We start from the raw sequence: 19,520 nt of genomic DNA, 5'->3' as shown, positions 1-19,520 counted from the left end.
GGCAAAGCACCTGTCGCGGCGCCCGCTTAAAAAGCAAACCGGCGACTCAACCGTGCAAGCCCAGCGCAAAGCAGCGCCCCCAAAAGCAAAACGGCGATGTGGCTTCTTTCGAAGCTCACACCGCCGTTCGGCGTGCGAAACAGGCTGCTTAGTGCAGCTTTTTCGGCAGCATCTGGCTGCGCAGGCGCTTGTGCAGGCGCTTCACAGCAGCAGCCTTCTTGCGCTTACGTGCCGTGGTCGGCTTTTCGTACGATTGGCGCTCACGCAGTTCAGCGATCAGGCCATTCTTTTCGATTGCGCGACGAAAGCGGCGAATCGCCACTTCGAACGGCTCGTTTTCTTTCAGAAGAATCGTCGTCATGTAATTCCTAACTCAATCACTTGATAGGGGTAAATTGCGTGGCGGGATACCGCTCACGCGCCGGCCCTCCGGTCGTTCCGATTCGTGGCCAGTAACAGGCAAACGCGGGCAGAACCCGGCCAAACCACGAATGAAACGAGAGGCATAACGGCCACGGAGGCCGGAAAAGAGAGGTGGGGAGTTCACCGCGGAACGCGGACAGACGTAATGCCAAAGCCACGTCTGCTGCCGTTTCGCCAACCTTTCATCAATGAAAAATATTGACGAAACAGGCAAAGATCTCAATTCACTCCCGATAATATCAGGAAACTCACCATCCTACCAGGGGTTTAGCGTTTGCACCAGGTCCCTCGCGCGATCAGGCATGCCAGTGCGACGGGGGCCGGCGTGCTGCCGTGCCGCTCGGCGACCCGGTCGAGCGCCCTAATCAAGTCGTACACGATTGAAATTCGGATTTGCAGAATACGAGGAATCGGGGGAGACATGACTGCCTGCCCCCTTGTTGGCGCTCACACGCGTTGCAGACTAAATTCCGTCAGGGCATTCGTCAGGATATCGACCGCCTCCTCCGTAACGGCGTTATATAGCGACGCCCGCAACCCTCCAATCGAACGATGGCCCTCCAGCCCGACGATCCCCTGTTCCCGCGCCGCCTCGATAAATGCATCGTCGAGTCGCGCATCGCCAAACGTAAACGCCACATTCATCTGCGAGCGCCACGGGCGATCCGCGTGGATCGTCACCGCATCGCCCAAAGCGTCCAGTGTTTCGTATAACCGCTTCGCCTTTCTTTCGTTGATGCTTTGCATCGAATGCAAACCGCCAATCTCGAAGCGCAGCCAACGCGTAATCAACGTCATGACATAGATCGCGAATACGGGCGGCGTGTTGTAGTTCGAGCCATGTGACACATGCGTGCGAAAGTCGAGAATGGCCGGCAGGCCATCCGGAACCCGTTCGAGAAGAGACCGTTTGATGATCGCAACCGTCACCCCTGCAGGACCCAGATTCTTCTGTGCATGGGCATACATCATCGAGAATACATCTGGCCGGAACGGCTTCGACAGAAAATCGGACGACATATCCGCAATGAGCGGCACCGGCATCTGATCTTCGCAAACAGGAAATTGCAAGCCCTCCACGGTCTCGTTCGACACGTAGTGCAGATAAGCGGCCGACCTCGACACATCCAGCGCCCGAAGGTCGGGCAGTTGCCGATAGCCCGTCGCGCGACCATCCCAGGCGACCTTTCTCGCGCTCACTTTGGCCGCTTCCGACGTCGCCCGGCCGCTCCAATAGCCGGACGTCACGTATTCCGGCGGTGCGCTGGCCTGCGCGGCGAAATTCATTGGAATCATCGCGAACTGCAGACTGCTGCCACCCTGCAGAAATGTGACCGCGTAGTCATCGGAAATGCCGAGCAGGCAGCGCAGGTTCTGTTCTGCTTCATTCAGTATCGACCGGAACCAGTCTGATCGATGACTCATGCCGAGCACAGATATGCCCGTCTCCGGCAGGCGCGCAACGGCCTCACGGGTTTGCTCCAGCACGGTTTCCGGAAGCGCACCGGGACCACCGGAAAAATTCAATGTGTTGGATTTCATGGTTCGTGGACAAGCCTTCGGTTGAATTAACATGAGCCCGCAGCCGCGCGGCGCAGCATCTGGTGAAATGCGTCGAAGACTCGATGCATTTGCGGCGCCTTATAAGGAAACGTGCCTGGATCGTCCATGTCATGCACGACCATCGCGGTGGCAATCTCGAAGATGAGCAGGCGGCCATCGCTCGTTTCGGCGCAGTCAAATCCTACGTAATCCAGATCAGTCGTTTCAGCAATCATGCGAAGCGCTTCGCGGTGACGCACCGCGAAGTCGGAATCGAAGCTCGCCATCAGGCGCGCCTCCTCCTCCCGGCGCTCAGGGTGCGCAATCATCTCGGCGTACGGATAGTGGACCATCCATTCGCGCGAAATCCCCATATGACACACGAAAGGCGCTCCCTCGATCATCACGATCCGGTACTTACGGAACAAGCCGTCTGCGCTGCTGTAGTCGATAAAGGGTGCGACGTAATATTCCTGAATGTCCGTGCCGTTCACATAACGCGCAAGGTCAAGCCCGTCAGATACTTTCACCAGCCCTTGTCCAGCGTGCGAGCCCACCGGCCTCACAATCAACGGGTAGTGTTCGTCCAGCACATCTGACAGATCGAACGCGCCCGACGCAGCTTCGAGAATCCGCTCGCGGGACAGCCGCACGGTGTGCGCCATACAAATCCCGTGGATTTTGCCCAGCAGCGCATAGGCGGCGTCACGCGTCGTGTGCAAGATGCGCTCGGGCCGGTTGAGCACTCGACAATCAGCGCGACCGGTCAGCGATGCGATTCGAGCGAGTGGCTCAGCGTTTTCATCCGACGCGCACGCGGCGACGAGAATGACATCGTGTTCCGGCAAACTCGCGTCCTGATGCAAATCTCCATCAACGTACAACACGTCGACCTGAAGGTCGGCGTTCTCAACCAGGCATTCGAACGGCGTATTCGCCATGAGATCGCCAGGCGATTTGAGCACGAGCACCTTTACCGGCGCCTCGGCCGAATGCGCACTCTTTAGCCGGTAGTGCCTGCGCATTTGAATTGCCAGGTTTTGAACGGTGAGTGCGGACGCTTTCTGGTATTTGAGTTCCAGCACCAGGGACAAATCGAGCAGAGCGTACGGATCTTCATGGCGCTCGCTGTGCGCGAGCAAGCGATCCCCAAGCGGCGTGAGATCGTTTCCCGCTGTTGCTTCTCTGAGCAAAGTGGCCAGACCCAATGGCTGATAAGGCGGCGCATGCCCCGCCTCCACAGCGAGCGGTGTTTGAACAGGATTCATGGATATGGGACGCTTCGATAAAGTGATACAGGGTGAGAGGAGTCACCCTCGCATGCGTTGTCTTACGCAGGTTTCAGTCAAGCCGCGGTGGACGGGCAAGCGTAAGGACACGAGCGTCCGCAGTGGTCTCGCCCACATAACCCACCTCGTCGCAAAACCATCCTTCGGGCATCATCGCCGTTGACATTGCATCTTCCTGATTCGCGCGAGGCGGGACACGAGTCAGTGTGCTGGCAACCAAGGACAGCTTCAGGCGGTTGATGCGTGACATGTCTATGTCCTTTCGTAGAAAAAAAATCCGGTACAAGCGGGGGCGCGAAGCTGCCTGCGCGAAGATTTCAAATCGCGCCCCCAGCTTAGATTACTGGAACCGGACGGAACTCAAAGAAGGAACAGAGGACGAAATGGCCGCCTATTCACGTGAACCGCGCGACTCGTAACGAAAGCTCGTCGCGCACGCGCTTGATCACTCCGCCCCAGTCATGCGCTCCCGTCTGGCGAAAAAGCCGCGCACTCGGGTACCAGGGCGTGTCGGTGCGATCGTGCATCCAGCGCCAATCCGGAAAGTGCGGCAGCAGGATCCACACCGGGCGCGCCAGTGCCCCGGCCAGATGGGCGATCGAGGTGTCGACCGAGATCACCAGGTCGAGTTGTTCGAGCAGTGCCGCCGTATCGGCAAAGTCCTCCAGTTGGGCACCAAACGAGATTACGCCGGCATGCCGCTCCAACACAGCGCGATCCGCGTCGCGGATCTCTGGCTGCGGGATCACCCAGTCAACACCCGGTAAGTCAAAGCAGGCTTCGAAAGCAGCGAGCGGAATCGAGCGCAGCGCGTCGTTCTTGAACTGCGGATTGCCGGCCGTTGCGAGACCAACCCGCAATCGTCCCGTCGCGCTGCGAGCCGCGAGCCGCTCGCGCCAAAGCGCTCGCCGCTCCACGGGCGCGCGAAGATAGCCGCTCGGCTCAGGGGCGGTGTCAGGCGTCGTCCGGAGTGCGCGCGGCAGACTGAGCAGCAAGCATTGATGGTCACCATCGGGTCGCGCGTCGCCGCGCGCAACGATTTCGACACCCCAGTCCCGGCTCACTTCGTCGAACAACGGCCGCAGCGGCGGTTGAACCTCGAGGATCACGCGCTGCGCGAGAGCCGCTACCTGTGGCGCATAGCGCGCGAACTGGATCGTGTCGCCGAGGCCCTGTTCGGCAATCAGCAGAATCGTCTTATCGGCGAGCGGCTCTTCGCCGGACCAACACGACGGCAGACTTTCGAGCATCCGCTGCCCTTCGCGCTTGCCATACGCGCGCCAGCCTCCCGCATAGTCGCCTCGGCGCAGCAGCAGGCCCGCCTCGTCGAGCCAGGCCTCGTCCCAGTCAGGACGCACGCGACGGGCCGCCTGAAAGCACGCCAGCGCCGCGTCGTCGGCACGCATCATCGCCAGCGCGTTACCCATATGACGCAGAGCCGTCGCCCGGTTCGGCTCGAGTTCCAGCGCACGTTCGAACCAGGGCAGTGCCTCCCCGGGTTGGCCGCCCTTGCCCAACGCCAGGCCGATCGACTCGCAGATAGCGGAGGTGGGCAAAGCGTGGACCGGCAAACACGGATAGCTGAGCGGCGCCGGTGGCGTGAGAGTCCGCGCCGCTGCGTCAGCATCCTGCCGCGTGCGTTCCGAAAGCTCCAGGGCGCGCGACAGTCCCTGCAACGCGGCCATGGCCCGGCCGAGCTCCATGAATGTTTTGCCGATTCCATAGTGTGCCCATGCCGATGACGGTTCGAGCATGGCCGCGCGCTGATAGGCGGCGAGCGCATCCGGCAACCGGCACAGCGCCGCCAATGCGTCGCCGCGCGCAGCGTGGGCGCAGGCGTCGTCGGCATTGCCCGCGACCGCATGGTCCGCTTGCGCCAACGCTTCTTCCGGCGCATCGAGCGCGAGGAGCGTGCGCGAATAGGCAAGCTGGAGTCGCGACGCTATCGGGGGATTGTCCGCGCTTGATGCATCGGTCGATGCATCGCCCCCCAGAACGGCTTCGAACTGTTCACGCGCCGCGGCATGGTCGCCGGCGGCCGAAAGCGAAAGCGCGAGGCGCGCCTGCAAGCCGGGTAATGCCGGCACGGCAATATGTGCAGCCCTTAATAGAGTGGCGGCGTCCGCATGGCGGCATTGAGCATCGAGGATCGCGGCGAGCCGCAGCAATGCGGATGCGCTCGCATGCGCCTCGGCGTATGCGTCGATTTCCGGACCGGTATGCAGGCCGGCGCACATTCGACAAAGCGGGTCCGACATAAGCATAAGCAAGGGTGTTGACAAGTGAATGCCGCCATTCTTAATCAGGTCGGCGGGCAACAAAGGTCGAAACAGCGGGCTAAGTTAGGGCTAACTTGGGGAATCACCACTTGTTGCGTAGCAGCATCGAATGACCGGCGTGCGCCAGTTCGGACGGGGCCGAACGAGACTATGAGGCGGATGGACGGCGTCTTCTCGCGCAGATACAGGGGCTCGACGCCAAAGCGGCCGAAAGGGCATCGCGCGATGGCAAGCGGCGGGAGCGGCGGCCCCGCTGCGGCACCCGACTGGCCGCGAGCGTGCGCTGATGATGCGGACTGGCTGTTCCACTGACTGGTGAGCCTGCCTTCAGTGCGGTCAGAAAGGTGGAATGTTGCGGCACTGACCAGATATCGGGGCTAAAGATTTCCAGAGCCTATCCGATAACCCATTTAACGGCGGCAAATGGACAGTGCGGTGCACGGCCGAACGTTACGGCGGAGTTGCCGGAATGCGCTAACTATTGAATAAAGGAGTGCTGGAATGACTACGGTTATCAATACCAACATTGCGTCGCAGATCGCGCAGAACAATTTGATGAACAACCAGGCTGCGGTGACCAACGCGATCACCCAGCTGTCGTCGGGTCTCTCGATCAACAGCGCAGCGGACAACCCCGCCGGCCTCGCGATCGCAACGACGCTGCAAGCGCAGATCAACGGCCAGACCGTTGCGCAGCAGAACGCGAATAACGGCATTTCGCTGGCGCAAACCGGCCAAAGCGCGCTGACGCAAATCACCAACAACCTGCAGACGATCCGCCAGCTCGCCGTGCAGGCATCGAACGCATCGAACACGGCTGCGAACCGCGCGGCGCTGAACCAGGAAGTCCAGCAGTCGCTCGCACAGATCAACACGATCGCGACGACGACCGCCTTCAACGGCCAGAGCCTGCTCGACGGTTCGTTCGGCACGCAGAATTTCCAGATCGGCGCGAACGCCGGCCAGACGATCGGGGTCAACCTGACCCAGGGCGCACAGACGTCGCAAATCGGCCAGACGTCGAATACGACGTTCTCGCTTCAAGGCCTGGCCAGCGGCGGCCTCTCGGTCGAATCGCTGGACGTCTCAGTGGGTGGCTCGCCTGCCGTCACGATCGGCGCTGCCGTCGCGGGCAGCGCCCCTGGCCAGAGCGCGGACAGCGCGTACGCCGCAGCGCAAGCGATCACCAACGCGAACATCCCCGGCCTCACCGCAAGCGCTTCGAACACGCAGACCGCAACATTCACCAACATTGTTAATACCAATGCGAGCGGGGTGGCTGAGACCTTCAACCTGTCGATCAACGGCCAAAGCGTATTCGGCCAGTCGGGCGGCCTGTCGGTCGCCGCTGGCGCCACCGTGAGCGCCACGACCGTGCTCAGCGCAATCAACGCTGCATCGGGCACGACCGGCGTGACCGCAACGCTCGGCGCGGATGGCAAAACCTTCACGTTCAACGCAGCGGACGGTAGCAACATCACGATCGCCCAAGGCACGACCGGCGGTACCGACTTTAACGGCGGCCTGGACAACACAGCACAGACAATCAACGGCGTAGTCGGCAAGCTCACGCAGCTGACTGCTGGGGCTGACGTCAGCACGTCGACAGGCACGCTGCATGGTTCGGTCACGCTGTCGTCGGCCAGCCAGGTGGCGCTCTCGGGCACGGGCGCGGACGACATCGCGCAGCAAACGGATAACACCACGAACTCCGCAGACAACCTGCAAACGGTCCAGACGTACACGGGCAGTACCTTCACGCAAGGTGGCGCCGGCAGCCTGTCGTTTTCTGGCGGCAACGTTGGCGCAGCCGCCGTGACTGTTGCCGTGGCCGCGACTGACACAGCGTCAACGGTTGCCCAAAACATCAACAACACCGCAGGTCTGCAAGCGGCAGGGATAACTGCAAGCGTTAACGCACAAGGCCAACTTGTCCTGAAAGACTCGCAAGCAACGGCGGGCCAGAACCTTACGATCACGGACAGCGCTACTACGGGTCTTGCCACCAATGTCCAGCAAAACAGCTACGTCGCCTCTTCGGGCGGCTCGCTTGCGAACGTCGACGTGCTGACGGTTGCCGACTCACAAAAGACCATCCAGACCGTCGACGCTGCGCTGAGCCAGATCAGCACGCTGCAAGGTCAGTTGGGCGCGGTGCAGAACCGTTTCACGTCGGTCATCTCGAACCTGAGCTCGTCGGTGCAAAACGCCCAGTCGACGCAATCGTCGATTCAGGACACGAACTACGCCAGCGAAACGTCGGCGCTGTCGCGTGCGCAGGTCCTGTCGCAGGCCGCCCAGGCAATGGTCGCGCAGGCGAACCAGTTGCCGCAGCAAGTCCTGAAGCTGTTGCAGTAACGTTTCTGGCGTAACGCAGTAAGCAGATAGTAGACGGCCGGCGCGTATGCGCCGGCCGGTTTTGGAGGCGTCGCTCTTACAGCGCCGCCTCCAAAACCGACACACAAGCGGCGGATGCTGGCAGCCTCGCTCACACACCGCCACATTCGCTGCAAGGCCGGCGCGATGCGCCGCTCCAGAAGGCACAGGCTCAGCATGGCTACAACGATCTCTCCGACCAGCAGCACGGCGACGTCCGGCACCACCAGCGTCAAGACCAGTACCGGCAGTTCGTCCAGCAGCAGCTCGTCGACGCCGTCTGCTTCGTCGATCATCTCGTCGGTCGGCCTTGGCCTCGGCACCACACTGCCAATCAGCCAGGTGCTAACGGGGCTGATGCAGATAGAGAGCATCCCGCTCACGCAACTGCAAAACCAGGTAGGCGGCGTCCAGACGGAGATTTCCGCTTACGGCCAGCTCAGCTCGGCACTCTCGACGTTTCAGCAATCGCTGACGCAACTGACGCTGCCAACCGCGTTCCAAACGCTCAGCGCGACCTCCAGCAATACGTCGGCGCTCTCCGCGAGCGCGGTGGTCGGCGCCCAGACTGGCACATACACCATCAACACGACGCAACTGGCCCAGGCGCAGTCGCTCGCGACGGCCGGCCAAGCCAGCCTGAACACGCAACTCTCGAGCGGCAGCGGCAGTTCGATCGTGACGTTTACGTTCGGCACGCAAAGCGGTTCGACCAGCAATCCGACTTTCACACCGAATCTGTCGCAAAGCAGCGGCAGCATCACGGTCAACAGCAGCAACGACACGCTGGCCGGTCTGCGTGATGCAATCAACAGCGCCAACCTCGGCGTCACCGCCTCGATCGTCAACGACGGAAGCAGCACGCCATACCGGCTCGTGCTGACGTCGAACACAACCGGCGCGAACGAAAGCATGCAGATCTCGGTGCAAGGCGATGCCGGCATCAGCTCCCTGCTGACCTACCCGCCCAGCACCGGCGGCCCATCCAGCGGCGCAATGATCCAGACCGCGCCGGCGCAGAACGCCAACCTGACAGTCAACGGCCTCACGCTCACCAGTTCGACCAATGCCGTCGCAACCGCGTTGCCCGGCATATCCCTGAACCTCCTGCAGACGGGCCAGTCGACGCTCACGGTCGCAAACAATTCGAGTGCGATCCAGACCAATATCGATGGTTTCGTATCGGCCTACAACACGCTGCAGAGCACGATCAACAACCTGACGGCCTACAATCCCGGCGGCACCAATGGCCCGCTGATCGGCGACGCCACCACGACGCAGATCCGGAACCAGCTGCAACAGGTGGTCGCAAGCGCGCTGTCGGGCACCGGCAGCGGCTATTCGTCGCTGTCCGCCGTCGGCATCTCGCTCAACAACGACGGCTCATTGTCAGTCAACGATTCGACGCTGTCTCAGGCATTGCAAAGCAATCCGAACCAGTTCGCTGCGCTATTCGGCACCGCTGGCTCCGCGACCAACAGCAACGTCACCTACCTGATTGGCGGCACCAATACGCAGCCCGGTTCGTATGCGGTCAACATCACGCAGGCCGCGGCCCAGGGGACCTTCACCGGCTCGGCCGCACTTCCCGACGCCGCGACCGGCAGCGTCGCACTCAGCAGCCCGACCACGATTGCGTCGGGGGCCACGCTCACCCTGACGATAGGTGGCACGCCGACCACCGTGAACCTGACTGCAGGCCCTTACGCTACGCCCGCCGCTGTCGCTACCATGCTGCAAAGCGCAATCGGCTCCGCCGCCACCGTGACCCAAAACAACGGCGTGCTGAGCGTGGTACCGGCGAGCGGCACCAATCAGACGATTTCGATTGCCACTAACGGCAGCGGCACCGACGCTTCGGCCCAGCTCTTCGGCGGCAACGTCAGCAACACGACCACAATCGCGTCCGGCGGTCTGCCGCTGGGCGTGACGGTGGACGGCGTGATGGCAAACGTGACGCTGGGGGCCGGTAGCTATACGCCCTCGCAGCTTGCAACGGCACTGCAGACTGCCATCAACACCAACACCACGCTGCAGCAGGCCGGTGTGTCAGTCGACGTGACCCAGAACAGCAACGGCCAGCTCAACGTGACATCGACCAGTTACGGCTCGCAGTCCTCGGTCTCGATCGTCGGTACAGGTGCGACGCAGCTCTTCGGCAGCTCGCCGACGTCTGCTACCGGCCGCGATGTGCAAGGCACGATCGACGGCTATGCGGCAACTGGCAATGGTCAGGCGCTGACAGTCGGCAACAGCGGCCCGGCCGCCGGCCTGCAGATTCTGGTGACCGGGACTAGCACCGGCGCACTTGGCTCGGTCAACTACTCGCAGGGCTATGCTGCGCTGCTGAACGGCATCGTCGCGAGCGCGACTAATTCGACTAGCGGTTCGATCACGAATGCGACGAACACGCTCAATACGCAAATTACGTCGCTGCAGACACAGCAAACGAATTTGCAGCAATACATCACGCAGGTGCAGCAGCAGTACCAGGCCCAGTTCTCGGCAATGAACGCATTGGTAGTCCAGATGCAATCGACCGCAAGCTTCCTGCAGTTGACCTTCAACCCGCCCACCTCATCCGGCGGTTGACGGAACCACGCCGTAAGGCAAGCCGTACGCCGGCCCACCCGCAAGAAGAGGACAGTATTCATGTATTCGCCAAGTAAGTTTGGAGCAGACAGTTATGCACGCATTGGCCTCGAAACCAGCGTGAACAGCGCAAGCCCGTATGAGCTGGTCGCACTGCTCTTCCAGGGCGCGCGCCGCGCGATCCGTATGGGCCGCGTGCACATGCAAAACGGCAACATCCCCGAGAAAGGCAAGTTGATTTCGCAAGCCATCATGATTGTCGGCGGCGGCTTGCAGCAGGGACTCAACCTCGAGCAGGGCGGCGATCTCGCGCAGCGCCTGAATGCCCTGTACGACTATATGACGCGCCGCCTGCTCGAGGCGAATGTGCAGAACGACCCGGCGCTGCTCGATGAAATCGATGGCCTGCTCGCGACTATCGAAGACGGCTGGAACGGCATCAAGCCGGAGCTCAAGAGTTCGGCCGGCTTGACACAACTGACCGCCACCGCCTGATTCGATATGGAAGCGATCACTACCGCCGATCAGTTACTTATGCGCTATGACAGCATTCTCCATGTGGTGGAACGGATGCTGAGCACAGCGCGCGAAGACGACTGGGATGCCGTCATCGAATTGCAGGCGCGGTATTCGGCACTGGTCGATACCCTGCGGCCAGTCGACGCGAGCATCCCGCTCGACGACTCGCAGCGCGTACGCAAGCATGACCTGACCCGGAAGATCCTCGCAGACGAGACAGCGGTGCGCGAACTGGCCGCGCCGCGTCTCGCGCGGCTGGCAGCGCTACTGGAGAGCGGCCGCCATACGCGCGCGCTAAATAAAATGTACGGCGTTTCGGCACACGGTTAAACGCGCGCGGAGCGCCGCTTACGGTGTTGCGTCACTGACCTGCTGTCTTTGCGGCGTGGCGGGGCACGTATGTAATGGAAGCGCCTTCGGAGAGCCCGGCAGTTTCCCGTTCACTGCCTGAAGTTCGACACGCCCTGGTTCAGCCCGTTGACCGCCGTTTGCAGCGTAGTCGATATCGCGAGATCAGCGGCACTGTTGATGCACTTGCCGGGTGCGAGGCGGGTGACGGCTTGCGACAGAGCATTGCCCGAGCGCATTGACTCATCAGAATTGCAACTCGCGCTGACCGGTTGCCTCATGCAGTTTGCCGATATCTTCTTTACGCCTGTGGTGGCGCGCTATCACCTGACCAGGACCGATCACATCGCATTAAGCGTGCAGATCTGTACTCCGACCTGTGCGTACAACACCGACCGACTCGCCAACGCCGGGTAGAATACGTGGACCTTCACGCCGATTTTCGCGGACGCCAAGCTACTGCCGAAGGACACATCGAGTTGTCGCTGAATTACGGGGTCGAGTTCTATACCACCAACAACCAGACGCGATATCACAACACGCCGGTCAGCGTGCTCAATGTGCTCGCGCTCAAGTGCTTTGGTGCAGATTGGGGTGTGGGCGTGGTGGGCGGCTATATCCAGCAGCTCGGTCATCACACCGGCGGTCTCGCAGACCTTGTGGGCGGCGCGCAGGAGCACTCGGTGGGCGTTGGGCCGATGGTCACGTGGAACGGCAAGATCAGCAAGACGCCGGTGGGCGCGACGTTGCGCTCGGTTAAGGAGTTCAATGTGAGCAATCGGCCAAAGGGTAATGCGGTTGAGCTGTCACATAACGCGACGGTCCAGTAAGGGGCGGTTCAGGCCGTGAGTTGCGCGGTAGGGACCCAGGTTGAAGCGGTCCGCCTCTACTGCTCGGGACCGATTTCCGCGGGCCGGCGTCCGAGAATCGGTTCAGATTGGCCGGGAGGGTGCCGTTATACCGGCAAACGGTTACCGCCCATAGTCATGCTGCACAAGAAATTCGTCCCTCCGGTCCCTGTTCCGCACACGCGCGTGCGGCAAAGTCCGCGCGATCGCCAGCCGCTGCCGTAACGCGACCTCACTCGCACCGCGCTCGAGTATCACTTTGCACTGCGCTGGCTCGATCGCGGATGCGGAACCGTACAGCACTTCGTATTGCTCGCGCAGCACCTTGTCCTCGCTGGTGCACTGGGAAAGCCGGGCTGCCAGCGGGTTCCGGAGACTGCACGCTGGCTGCTGCTGACGAAGCCATCTCGAAGTGGACGCGGCACGGCCTCGAGACGGGCAAATTCCGGGGCGACATCCGGGCGTTCGAAGCGATCCGCCGTTTTCTTCTGGCGCACGACGAGCAACTCAGCACAGCAACGAGGGCGGCGGTTTCTGTTGCGCTTGCCGATCAGCGCGAGGTATGCAACACGGTCAACCCTCTACCCGCTGTGATTGATACCGCCGTCCCGCCCTCCGACCTGAGCAGCCGGATGAAGGAGGGCAACATGCCGGCCACAAGATTCCGACGCGCCAGCGCCGCGGCGCAAATATCCATGGTCCACCAGCTTGCTGGCGACCATTGACATCGGCGTGCAGTTCCACGTGGTCGCACTGGGACCCGAACGTGGCCCGCAACTGGTCCGTACATTCCGCAGTTTCACCAAAGACCTGCACGATCTCGCCGACTGGCTCAAGCAGGCTGGAATCACGACCGTGGCGATGGAGTCGACCGGCATCTACTGGATTCCGGTATTCGAGATCGTGGAGGCACACGGTTTCGAGGTACTCCTCGTCAATGCACGGGATGTGAAGAACGTACCGGAATGCAAGACCGATGTGAACGATGCACAATGGCTGCAGAAGCTGCACTCGTACGGGCTGCTGCGAGGAAGCTTCCGCCCGCGGCAGGACGCGGCGACCCTGCGTTCCTATCTGCGACAGCGCGAACGCCTGCTCGAATACGCCGCCGCACATATCCAGCACATGCAGAAGGCGCTGATGCAGATGAATCCGCAACTGCATCACGTTGTGCAGGACGTGACGGGTGCCACCGGCATGAAGATCATCCGTGCCATCGTCGCCGGCGAGCGCAACGCCGGCGAACTGGCCAAATACCGCGACGTGCGGTGCAAGGCATCACCTGAGGCGATACGCTGATCGGCAACTGCCTGGCCGAGCACGTGTTCGAACTGACCCAGGCAGTAGCCCTGTACGATTTTTACCAGACCCACGTCGCGCAATGCGATGAGCGTATCGAACTGGCGCTCAGGCATCTGCAGACCGGCGTCGAACCGACCACCACACCATTGCCCGCCCCACGGTGCCGAATGAAGCAGCCGAACAGTCTCAGCTTTGATGGCGCGCAGCACTGTACGACATGCTCAGCGTCGACCTGACGCAGATTCACGGCAACGCCAAGGCGGTGACCGCGACGGCGCGCAAGATCGCGGTACTCTTCTACAACACGCTGCGATACGGCATGGAATATGTCGATCCCGGTGCTGCCTACTATGAAGAGCGCTACCGGCAGCGGGTCCTGAACAACCTTACTCGTCGCGCCGCATCGCTGCGGTACATCCTGCAAGCGAAAGCGACCTGACGTGAGCGAGTTTCTCAGGAAGGGCTGTGGAGGTAGGCCCCCTGGCGCAAAACGGGGATTCAAAGACTCGTTTCTCGAAAGGAGCATGCAAATGAATGCGTCCGACACGTCACTCGCGTATGACTTGCGTTTCGTCATCCCGCCAAGATTGTCGCTGCTTCGCCTGAAGCTTCATCCGCCGAAGCAGCGACAATCAAGCGCTTCTATTGAAAGCTTGGTAGCTCAGCTTCTCTTCGGCAGTAGTGGCGCGTTTTCTCAGCTTGACGTGCAGGGTGTCCACCGCGCGCGGAAAACGGGCGACCTTGGTGATGTCGTTGTACTGCTGCATCAACTCGGTGCCGTATTCGGTAATGTTATAGATTTGCTCAATCAGGTCGAACCGATGATCGGTCCAGCCGACGTACCAGCACCAATCCGTATAATAAAGCCAGCTTCGCTCATTAAACGCGCGAACATGGGTGGGATCTTGCCACGCGCCGTACGATAAATCATAAGGAACCATTGCTTCGAGTATTCCCCCAACATCGAGGAGTTCGATGCAATTGGTCATTGCAGTGATCAGATCCGGAATGTGCTCGAGTACGTTGTCCGACAGGATATGGTCAAAGTAATTACGCTGAATTGACACCTCCCCAAACCTGCCGGTAAGAAGCGGCGTATTGAATGGGAAGGGATGGTTAAAATCGAAAAGCAGGTCCGGTCCGCGCTCGGGCAGGACGTCGACATTGAACATGTCCTCCTTCCAGCTCTTTCCAGATCCAAAATTCAGCTTCTTGGGTAGCGATAGCATGGTTTCCATGCATTCCTCTTCATCATTTATAAATCACGATCTATCTCACGACAAAGCTGCGCGAAGATACTCAGCAGCGGGGCGTGACCGCATAAGTTCAAAGCCGCTACGGGAAAAGCGCGCAAGCTCATCTGGCGATTCGATCAGTTCTTGGGCACGCCGCGGAAGTTCGTCGTAGTCGGAAAAGGCGATCGCTTGCGCAAGTGCATCGTCTTCGGCTGCATCCGAGCTGCGTTCGCTTAGTACTGTACAGTGGTTCGCCAACAGGTAGGAGATGCGCACCATCTCCAGTACTTTCGCCTCATAATAGTGAATATTGATGAGAAGCCTTGCGCGACCCACAAGAGCATCACGCTGTTGTCCGTAAACGCCAAAGACCGCTTCTACTTTAAGCCCGCGGGAGCGCATCAGGTCAATGACGTGCTGCCGCCTAGGACACATCGAGCCAATGAACAGCACGTCGATGTCCGGCTCGGTCGGCCGTCTGATTCGAGTAAGCTCGCTGGCGTAACCAATAGGCAAAATCCTGGAGACGCCGACACCTAGACTGGCTAGCGCTGCCGCATTCGTGGGACTATAGTCCCACAGCGTATGGCGCCGATAAATTTCAATCAGCGCCGGAGATATCCAAGACGAACCGCACTGAATCTGTTCAAGGTTGTAGAGAATGGCGTCGGGCGCAAGCGGTAGCGCGTAATGCGGCAGAAGATTCGCTCCCAGCACGATGTGCTGCCTGCCAGGTAACTGTCCCTCGCTCGTCAAGACGCTATCGTGACCGAGCAGCAATAAGCCGTAGTGCAGGCTTTCAGCAATTTCGAAGAACGCCGCGGAATGAATGTATCCAGGCGGCGAAATCACAGTCACGGCGAATTTCATTCAGAAGCTCAATGTCGGCGTAAAGAGGTTATTCAAGCGAGTCATGAACGGTGCGGGAGGCGTGCTTGCCGGGAGAAACGTCGGCACAATGGGATTATCTGAGTAAATCGCCATCCCAAAGGGTCGAGATAAGGTGCAAAGAGGTCCCAATTCCGTCGATCGGGAGTGCCCTCGAATGAGGCGTCACCCATGGTAGTAGGTCGAGCACACGGATCAACGATCCGTGGCTCACCTGAAGATGGAGCGATATCGCGATGAAAGACTTCGAGCGCGGTGCGTGGTGGATCCGGAAGCGGCCATGCTCCTTGCACAAGACGCAGCATCATATTGATGGCACCGGTGTATCGATGTCGCCATTTCTGAAAAGGTGGCAACTTGCTGTACCGTTTCCGCGAGAGCCGATATTGCCCGCCATTTGAACGCGCTTCCTGACCGCCGTTCACAGCCAGAAGTGATCGAGCACGTAGGCAATGTCGCAACGTTTCTCGAGCAGATTGATCGCATTGATTTCGGAACCGTCGTTATCACAGTACCCGATGCAGTACAGTGTTACCCAAGGCATTTCGATTTCGCAGACAGGGATGATACGTTCGTGGAGATCGTGCACCCCGACCACAACTACTGGTTCACGCCATACACGCTGCTGAACGTCGTGCGAAAGTACACGTCGTGGCACGTGAGAGGGATGTATTTCTTCAACAATATCTCGCTTCTGATGATTGCGTCAAAACATCCACCGCAAGAAGCGCTGTAGACATCGCGCGGTCACTGCGCACCGATATTCGATTAGAGACATCGGCGTTGAACGTCATCAAAACAAAGAGCCTCGTCGGTCGCAAAGCATCGAGGCTTCTTTCGTTATGCTGATTGCGGCGCACGGCCATCCACGCCCCTCCTTCCGCACTTGCCTGTGCCGGTAGTCAGGCCGGGTTAAACAGGACCACCGCACGCGGTGCCCTGCGCTGACTTCCGCGCGTCGACCGGCTGATGAAATTCACCCATTTGAGGCGGGTGCGATACGCTCGACGGCCTCATGCGTTACCGATGTCGCGACACCCGATACATCAAGATGAGCAAGCGGCTCGCCTCTCCTGCTCGCCTCAATCATCATACAGACGGCTTTTTCGAAGTTTCGTGTGAAGCGCTCAGTATCGAACAGCGGCGCATTGGCGATGCCTGAAGCGACCTTGGAGCGCAACGCAATGCGGTACTCGACGTCGCGCCCTACACGGGCCGCGATTTGGACCATCTCATCGGCGTCGCGCCCGACCAGCTCAGCCAGACCCATCGCATTCAGCAGACTCTCGCTCACGCGGGAAGCAAAGTGGCTGCCGCGCGCCGTGATGACAGGCGTGCCGGCCCATAGCGCATCCGACGTGGTTGTATGTCCGTTGCAGACGAGCGCGTCGAGCGCCGCGTCGGCGAGACCCACGCGGGCGATATGCTGCTCAGGTTGCGCAAAGCCAGCAAAGATCAATCTGTCCGGGTGCACGCCGGCCGCTTCCGCGCTTCGACGCAGGTTGCGCTCGGCAGCCTCGCCTTGCCCCAACAGCCACAGCACGCTGTCAGGCACTTCATTGAGCACGCGCATCCAGACGTTGAAGCTGTTGCGATCAATCTTATAAGCCTGATTGAAGGTGCAAAAGACCACCACGTCTTCCGGCAACCCGTGCGACGCACGCGTGCCCGGATCGTCGGCACGGCGGCGCTTGCGGTCGTTGCATTGGTATGAATGCGGCAGACGACAGAACTTCTCTACATAGAACGGCGCACTGCTGTCAGGCGTCACAAAGCGGTCGCCGACCAGATAATCGATGTACGACGTACTGCTGCTACCGGGGTAGCCCAGATAAGCGACCTGAACCGGGGCGGGGCGGTACGCGAGGATGGCGGGGCGTGCCCAGCCGGTGTGCCCCTTGAGGTCGAACACGATATCGAGCTGGTCTTGCGCAATGCGTGCGGCAGCTTCGGCGTCCGTCAGAGCGGTGATGTCGACGTGATGTTCGACCGCATCGAGAAACCGTCGCCGGTACTCGGAATCATCCGGCGAGCTGTAATCGTAGGCGAATACCTCGAACCGGTCCCGATCATGATTCTCGAATACGCCGGCCATCAGGTGCATGGTCGCGTGATTGCAGAAGTCGCATGACAGATAGCCCACGCGAATGCGCCCGCCGGTATCGCTCATGCGTGCCGGCACCGCCAGCGGACGGACGTCGGCCATCATCCGCGATGCGGTGAAGGCTTTGGTGACTTCCAGGTTATAAGCCTCGTTGGTGCACCAAGTCACGTGAGTTAGTGGATACTCTGCCGGCGCTCCATATTGACCCCGGGCATAGTAAGCGCTCATGCGCGCCTGAAGGGACTCGATCCAGTCCCATTCGCAGGTGTACCGCGACGGGACCAGAGCCGCGCCCAGCCGGGCGGGATGATCTTCTCCCATCGCGAGGATCTTTTTGAAAACAGCAGCCGCTTCGTCGTATCGTCCGCCGGTCTGCAACAACAACGCCGCGTCCGACAGGAACTGCGAATTCCGGCTAATGGCCAACAGACGGAGCGCGAACGGCGTCCCCTCCGCGGAACGATTGGCGTTGAACGACGTGGTGACAAGCGCATGCAGCACTTCTTCGTTGCCCGGCTCGTCGGCGATCGCATGAGTCAGATATTCGAGCGCTTCGTCGACGCGTCGTTCGTCGCTAAGCAGCAGGCCCGCAGCAAGCCAGTTACGCGAGCCTCCACCTGCGACAGCCACCTTTCGGTATGCCTCGACGGCTTCGTTGACACGTCCAGCGAAACGCAACGCTTCAGCCCTCAGTGTCAGCAAGCCAAGGTGAGCCGGAAACCGGCCGAGCAGATTGTCGATCTGCTCCAACGCGGGCACGACCTCCCGTCGGTTGATCTGCTCAAGCAATGCGTTAACCAGCGCCTCCAGCGCCTTCTCATCTGCCGGGTCTTCGGCAACGGCGTAGGCCAGAAAGGTGAGCGCCTCATGGGGGCGCCCATGCTCACCACAGAGCAGTCCCGCTAGCAACCAGTTGCGCGCGCCGCCACCGACGGAACCCGCGCGGCGGTATGCGTCGATCGCCTCTACGGTACGCGCCGAAAGCCGCAGTGCCTCAGCCTTCAGGGTCAGCAGCCCAGGGTGATTGGGCTGCTGACTCAACAGAACAGCGATCTGTTCCAAGGCGCTATCTCTCTCCCCCCGATTGATCTGGTCGAGCAGTACGTCCGTCAAGTTAGTTTGTTCGCCCATGTTGCCCCGGCCTGTTACCGGTCACCCAAAAGATAAATCATCATACGGGCGTATTACACGTACGTAGTACGTCTGCTTACGCCCAACTTGCCCAATCGGCAAGGCATCGTTGGATACGTGTCGAGCCGGCCTCTCCGGATGACTGCAGGTTTCGCGACGGAAGCTGCAGTCATCCATCTTCATATTATCGCTGCTTCGACCCGATCGCCGGAAACACCAGGTTGAGTGCCCCCAAACGATCCGGCCGAAAACAGCGCGCCGTCAACTACCCGTCATGCCAGATATTGAACGTTTGATCCCAACGCCTGGACCTGTGCTGTCACCAAAGCGTTCGCTTGCTGCGTCGACAGCGCTTGAACCTGGCCGCTTGTCAACGCCTTCAGCTGGGTCGTCGTCAGGCCAGCCATCTGAGTTGTCGTGAGGTCGGCGATAGCCATGCTGCTGCCGATGGTCACGCCAAGCTGGGCGGTACTCAGCGCGCCGACCTGCACGTTCGTCAGGGACTGAACCTGCGAATACTGCATTGCCGCGACCGCGCTGGTCGACAGGGCTTTCAACTGGGTCGCCGTCAGCGCCGCCACCTGAGTGGTCAAGAGATCGCTGAGCGCGGTAGAGCCGACGCTGTCACCCGACTCCAGTGCCGC

18 protein-coding genes and 1 pseudogene are annotated in these 19,520 nt (G+C 60.5%); 8 read left to right on the top strand and 11 right to left on the bottom strand.

Going from position 1 to position 19,520, the window contains the following annotated elements; translation table 11 throughout:
• Positions 1 to 148 precede the first annotated feature (148 nt).
• From rpsU to P3T22_RS27900, 5 genes are all read right to left on the bottom strand, one after another.
• Positions 149 to 361: a 30S ribosomal protein S21 gene (gene rpsU / locus P3T22_RS27920; RefSeq protein ID WP_006050883.1), complete on the bottom strand. Its 213-nt coding sequence runs from the start codon at positions 359 to 361 to the stop codon at positions 149 to 151.
• Between the two features lie 509 nt (positions 362 to 870).
• Positions 871 to 1,965 (bottom strand): phosphoserine transaminase, encoded by a 1,095-nt coding sequence (locus P3T22_RS27915; protein WP_063497660.1) that lies wholly within the window; start codon positions 1,963 to 1,965, stop codon positions 871 to 873.
• Between the two features lie 26 nt (positions 1,966 to 1,991).
• Positions 1,992 to 3,233: an ATP-grasp domain-containing protein gene (locus tag P3T22_RS27910; protein ID WP_429326708.1), complete on the bottom strand. Its 1,242-nt coding sequence runs from the start codon at positions 3,231 to 3,233 to the stop codon at positions 1,992 to 1,994.
• A 73-nt stretch (positions 3,234 to 3,306) separates the two neighbouring features.
• Positions 3,307 to 3,504, bottom strand: a complete 198-nt coding sequence (locus tag P3T22_RS27905; protein ID WP_429326707.1) for a hypothetical protein — start codon at positions 3,502 to 3,504, stop codon at positions 3,307 to 3,309.
• 145 nt (positions 3,505 to 3,649) lie between these two features.
• Positions 3,650 to 5,512: a tetratricopeptide repeat protein gene (locus P3T22_RS27900; RefSeq protein ID WP_429326706.1), complete on the bottom strand. Its 1,863-nt coding sequence runs from the start codon at positions 5,510 to 5,512 to the stop codon at positions 3,650 to 3,652.
• A 522-nt stretch (positions 5,513 to 6,034) separates the two neighbouring features.
• Between P3T22_RS27900 and P3T22_RS27895 the strand changes: the two genes are divergently transcribed.
• The 4 genes from P3T22_RS27895 (at position 6,035) to P3T22_RS27880 (ending at position 11,350) form a co-directional block, all read left to right on the top strand.
• Positions 6,035 to 7,891 (top strand): flagellin, encoded by a 1,857-nt coding sequence (locus P3T22_RS27895; protein WP_429326705.1) that lies wholly within the window; start codon positions 6,035 to 6,037, stop codon positions 7,889 to 7,891.
• A gap of 195 nt (positions 7,892 to 8,086) precedes the next feature.
• Positions 8,087 to 10,501 (top strand): flagellar filament capping protein FliD, encoded by a 2,415-nt coding sequence (gene fliD / locus P3T22_RS27890; RefSeq protein WP_429326704.1) that lies wholly within the window; start codon positions 8,087 to 8,089, stop codon positions 10,499 to 10,501.
• A gap of 60 nt (positions 10,502 to 10,561) precedes the next feature.
• A complete protein-coding gene (fliS, locus tag P3T22_RS27885; RefSeq protein WP_429326703.1) occupies positions 10,562 to 10,996 on the top strand; it encodes a flagellar export chaperone FliS in 435 nt (144 codons plus the stop codon).
• A 6-nt stretch (positions 10,997 to 11,002) separates the two neighbouring features.
• A complete protein-coding gene (locus P3T22_RS27880) occupies positions 11,003 to 11,350 on the top strand; it encodes a flagellar protein FliT (protein ID WP_429326702.1) in 348 nt (115 codons plus the stop codon).
• Between the two features lie 110 nt (positions 11,351 to 11,460).
• Here P3T22_RS27880 and P3T22_RS27875 read toward each other — a convergent pair whose 3' ends face one another.
• A complete protein-coding gene (locus tag P3T22_RS27875) occupies positions 11,461 to 11,607 on the bottom strand; it encodes a hypothetical protein (RefSeq protein WP_429326740.1) in 147 nt (48 codons plus the stop codon).
• A 240-nt stretch (positions 11,608 to 11,847) separates the two neighbouring features.
• On the opposite strand from P3T22_RS27875, the gene P3T22_RS27870 reads away from it, so the two are divergent.
• From P3T22_RS27870 to P3T22_RS27860, 3 genes and pseudogenes are all read left to right on the top strand, one after another.
• A complete protein-coding gene (locus tag P3T22_RS27870) occupies positions 11,848 to 12,198 on the top strand; it encodes a transporter (protein WP_429326701.1) in 351 nt (116 codons plus the stop codon).
• Between the two features lie 302 nt (positions 12,199 to 12,500).
• The gene (locus tag P3T22_RS27865; RefSeq protein ID WP_429326700.1) at positions 12,501 to 12,941 is read left to right on the top strand and encodes a hypothetical protein; all 441 of its coding nucleotides are present in this window, start codon (positions 12,501 to 12,503) and stop codon (positions 12,939 to 12,941) included.
• Positions 12,925 to 13,957: pseudogene (locus P3T22_RS27860) on the top strand (IS110 family transposase). The gene P3T22_RS27865 and the pseudogene P3T22_RS27860 overlap by 17 nt, the downstream one beginning before the upstream one ends.
• 193 nt (positions 13,958 to 14,150) lie before the next feature.
• Here P3T22_RS27860 and P3T22_RS27855 read toward each other — a convergent pair.
• The 3 genes from P3T22_RS27855 to P3T22_RS27845 form a co-directional block, all read right to left on the bottom strand.
• On the bottom strand, positions 14,151 to 14,756 hold the full coding sequence (locus P3T22_RS27855) for a hypothetical protein (protein WP_429326699.1): 606 nt from the start codon (positions 14,754 to 14,756) through the stop codon (positions 14,151 to 14,153).
• A 36-nt stretch (positions 14,757 to 14,792) separates the two neighbouring features.
• Positions 14,793 to 15,623, bottom strand: coding sequence for a hypothetical protein (locus tag P3T22_RS27850; RefSeq protein WP_429326698.1), 831 nt, complete (start codon positions 15,621 to 15,623; stop codon positions 14,793 to 14,795).
• Positions 15,624 to 16,062: 439 nt separating this feature from the next.
• Positions 16,063 to 16,185 (bottom strand): hypothetical protein, encoded by a 123-nt coding sequence (locus P3T22_RS27845; protein WP_429326697.1) that lies wholly within the window; start codon positions 16,183 to 16,185, stop codon positions 16,063 to 16,065.
• A 30-nt stretch (positions 16,186 to 16,215) separates the two neighbouring features.
• On the opposite strand from P3T22_RS27845, the gene P3T22_RS27840 reads away from it, so the two are divergent.
• Positions 16,216 to 16,377: a hypothetical protein gene (locus tag P3T22_RS27840; protein WP_429326696.1), complete on the top strand. Its 162-nt coding sequence runs from the start codon at positions 16,216 to 16,218 to the stop codon at positions 16,375 to 16,377.
• A gap of 240 nt (positions 16,378 to 16,617) precedes the next feature.
• Here P3T22_RS27840 and P3T22_RS27835 read toward each other — a convergent pair whose 3' ends face one another.
• Together P3T22_RS27835 and P3T22_RS27830 are read right to left on the bottom strand one after the other, a co-directional pair.
• Positions 16,618 to 18,876, bottom strand: coding sequence for a hypothetical protein (locus P3T22_RS27835; protein WP_429326695.1), 2,259 nt, complete (start codon positions 18,874 to 18,876; stop codon positions 16,618 to 16,620).
• Between the two features lie 272 nt (positions 18,877 to 19,148).
• On the bottom strand, positions 19,149 to 19,520 hold a 372-nt coding region (locus tag P3T22_RS27830; protein WP_429326694.1), incomplete at its 5' end, for a hypothetical protein.

The sequence above is a fragment of the Paraburkholderia sp. GAS348 genome (assembly GCF_050434205.1).
Classification (GTDB): Bacteria; Pseudomonadota; Gammaproteobacteria; order Burkholderiales; family Burkholderiaceae; genus Paraburkholderia.
Note: the sequence above shows the minus strand (reverse complement) of the source record. Positions and strands in the feature narration are given on the sequence as shown.

What these genes read in the sequence shown, in the direction of transcription:
- rpsU (WP_006050883.1), bottom strand. Translation starts at nt 361, where the DNA reads ATGACGACGATTCTTCTGAAAGAAAACGAGCCGTTCGAAGTGGCGATT.
- P3T22_RS27915 (WP_063497660.1), bottom strand. Translation starts at nt 1,965, where the DNA reads ATGAAATCCAACACATTGAATTTTTCCGGTGGTCCCGGTGCGCTTCCG.
- P3T22_RS27910 (WP_429326708.1), bottom strand. Translation starts at nt 3,233, where the DNA reads ATGAATCCTGTTCAAACACCGCTCGCTGTGGAGGCGGGGCATGCGCCG.
- P3T22_RS27905 (WP_429326707.1), bottom strand. Translation starts at nt 3,504, where the DNA reads ATGTCACGCATCAACCGCCTGAAGCTGTCCTTGGTTGCCAGCACACTG.
- P3T22_RS27900 (WP_429326706.1), bottom strand. Translation starts at nt 5,512, where the DNA reads ATGTCGGACCCGCTTTGTCGAATGTGCGCCGGCCTGCATACCGGTCCG.
- P3T22_RS27895 (WP_429326705.1), top strand. Translation starts at nt 6,035, where the DNA reads ATGACTACGGTTATCAATACCAACATTGCGTCGCAGATCGCGCAGAAC.
- fliD (WP_429326704.1), top strand. Translation starts at nt 8,087, where the DNA reads ATGGCTACAACGATCTCTCCGACCAGCAGCACGGCGACGTCCGGCACC.
- fliS (WP_429326703.1), top strand. Translation starts at nt 10,562, where the DNA reads ATGTATTCGCCAAGTAAGTTTGGAGCAGACAGTTATGCACGCATTGGC.
- P3T22_RS27880 (WP_429326702.1), top strand. Translation starts at nt 11,003, where the DNA reads ATGGAAGCGATCACTACCGCCGATCAGTTACTTATGCGCTATGACAGC.
- P3T22_RS27875 (WP_429326740.1), bottom strand. Translation starts at nt 11,607, where the DNA reads ATGCGCTCGGGCAATGCTCTGTCGCAAGCCGTCACCCGCCTCGCACCC.
- P3T22_RS27865 (WP_429326700.1), top strand. Translation starts at nt 12,501, where the DNA reads ATGCGGAACCGTACAGCACTTCGTATTGCTCGCGCAGCACCTTGTCCT.
- P3T22_RS27855 (WP_429326699.1), bottom strand. Translation starts at nt 14,756, where the DNA reads ATGGAAACCATGCTATCGCTACCCAAGAAGCTGAATTTTGGATCTGGA.
- P3T22_RS27850 (WP_429326698.1), bottom strand. Translation starts at nt 15,623, where the DNA reads ATGAAATTCGCCGTGACTGTGATTTCGCCGCCTGGATACATTCATTCC.
- P3T22_RS27845 (WP_429326697.1), bottom strand. Translation starts at nt 16,185, where the DNA reads ATGCCTTGGGTAACACTGTACTGCATCGGGTACTGTGATAACGACGGT.
- P3T22_RS27835 (WP_429326695.1), bottom strand. Translation starts at nt 18,876, where the DNA reads ATGGGCGAACAAACTAACTTGACGGACGTACTGCTCGACCAGATCAAT.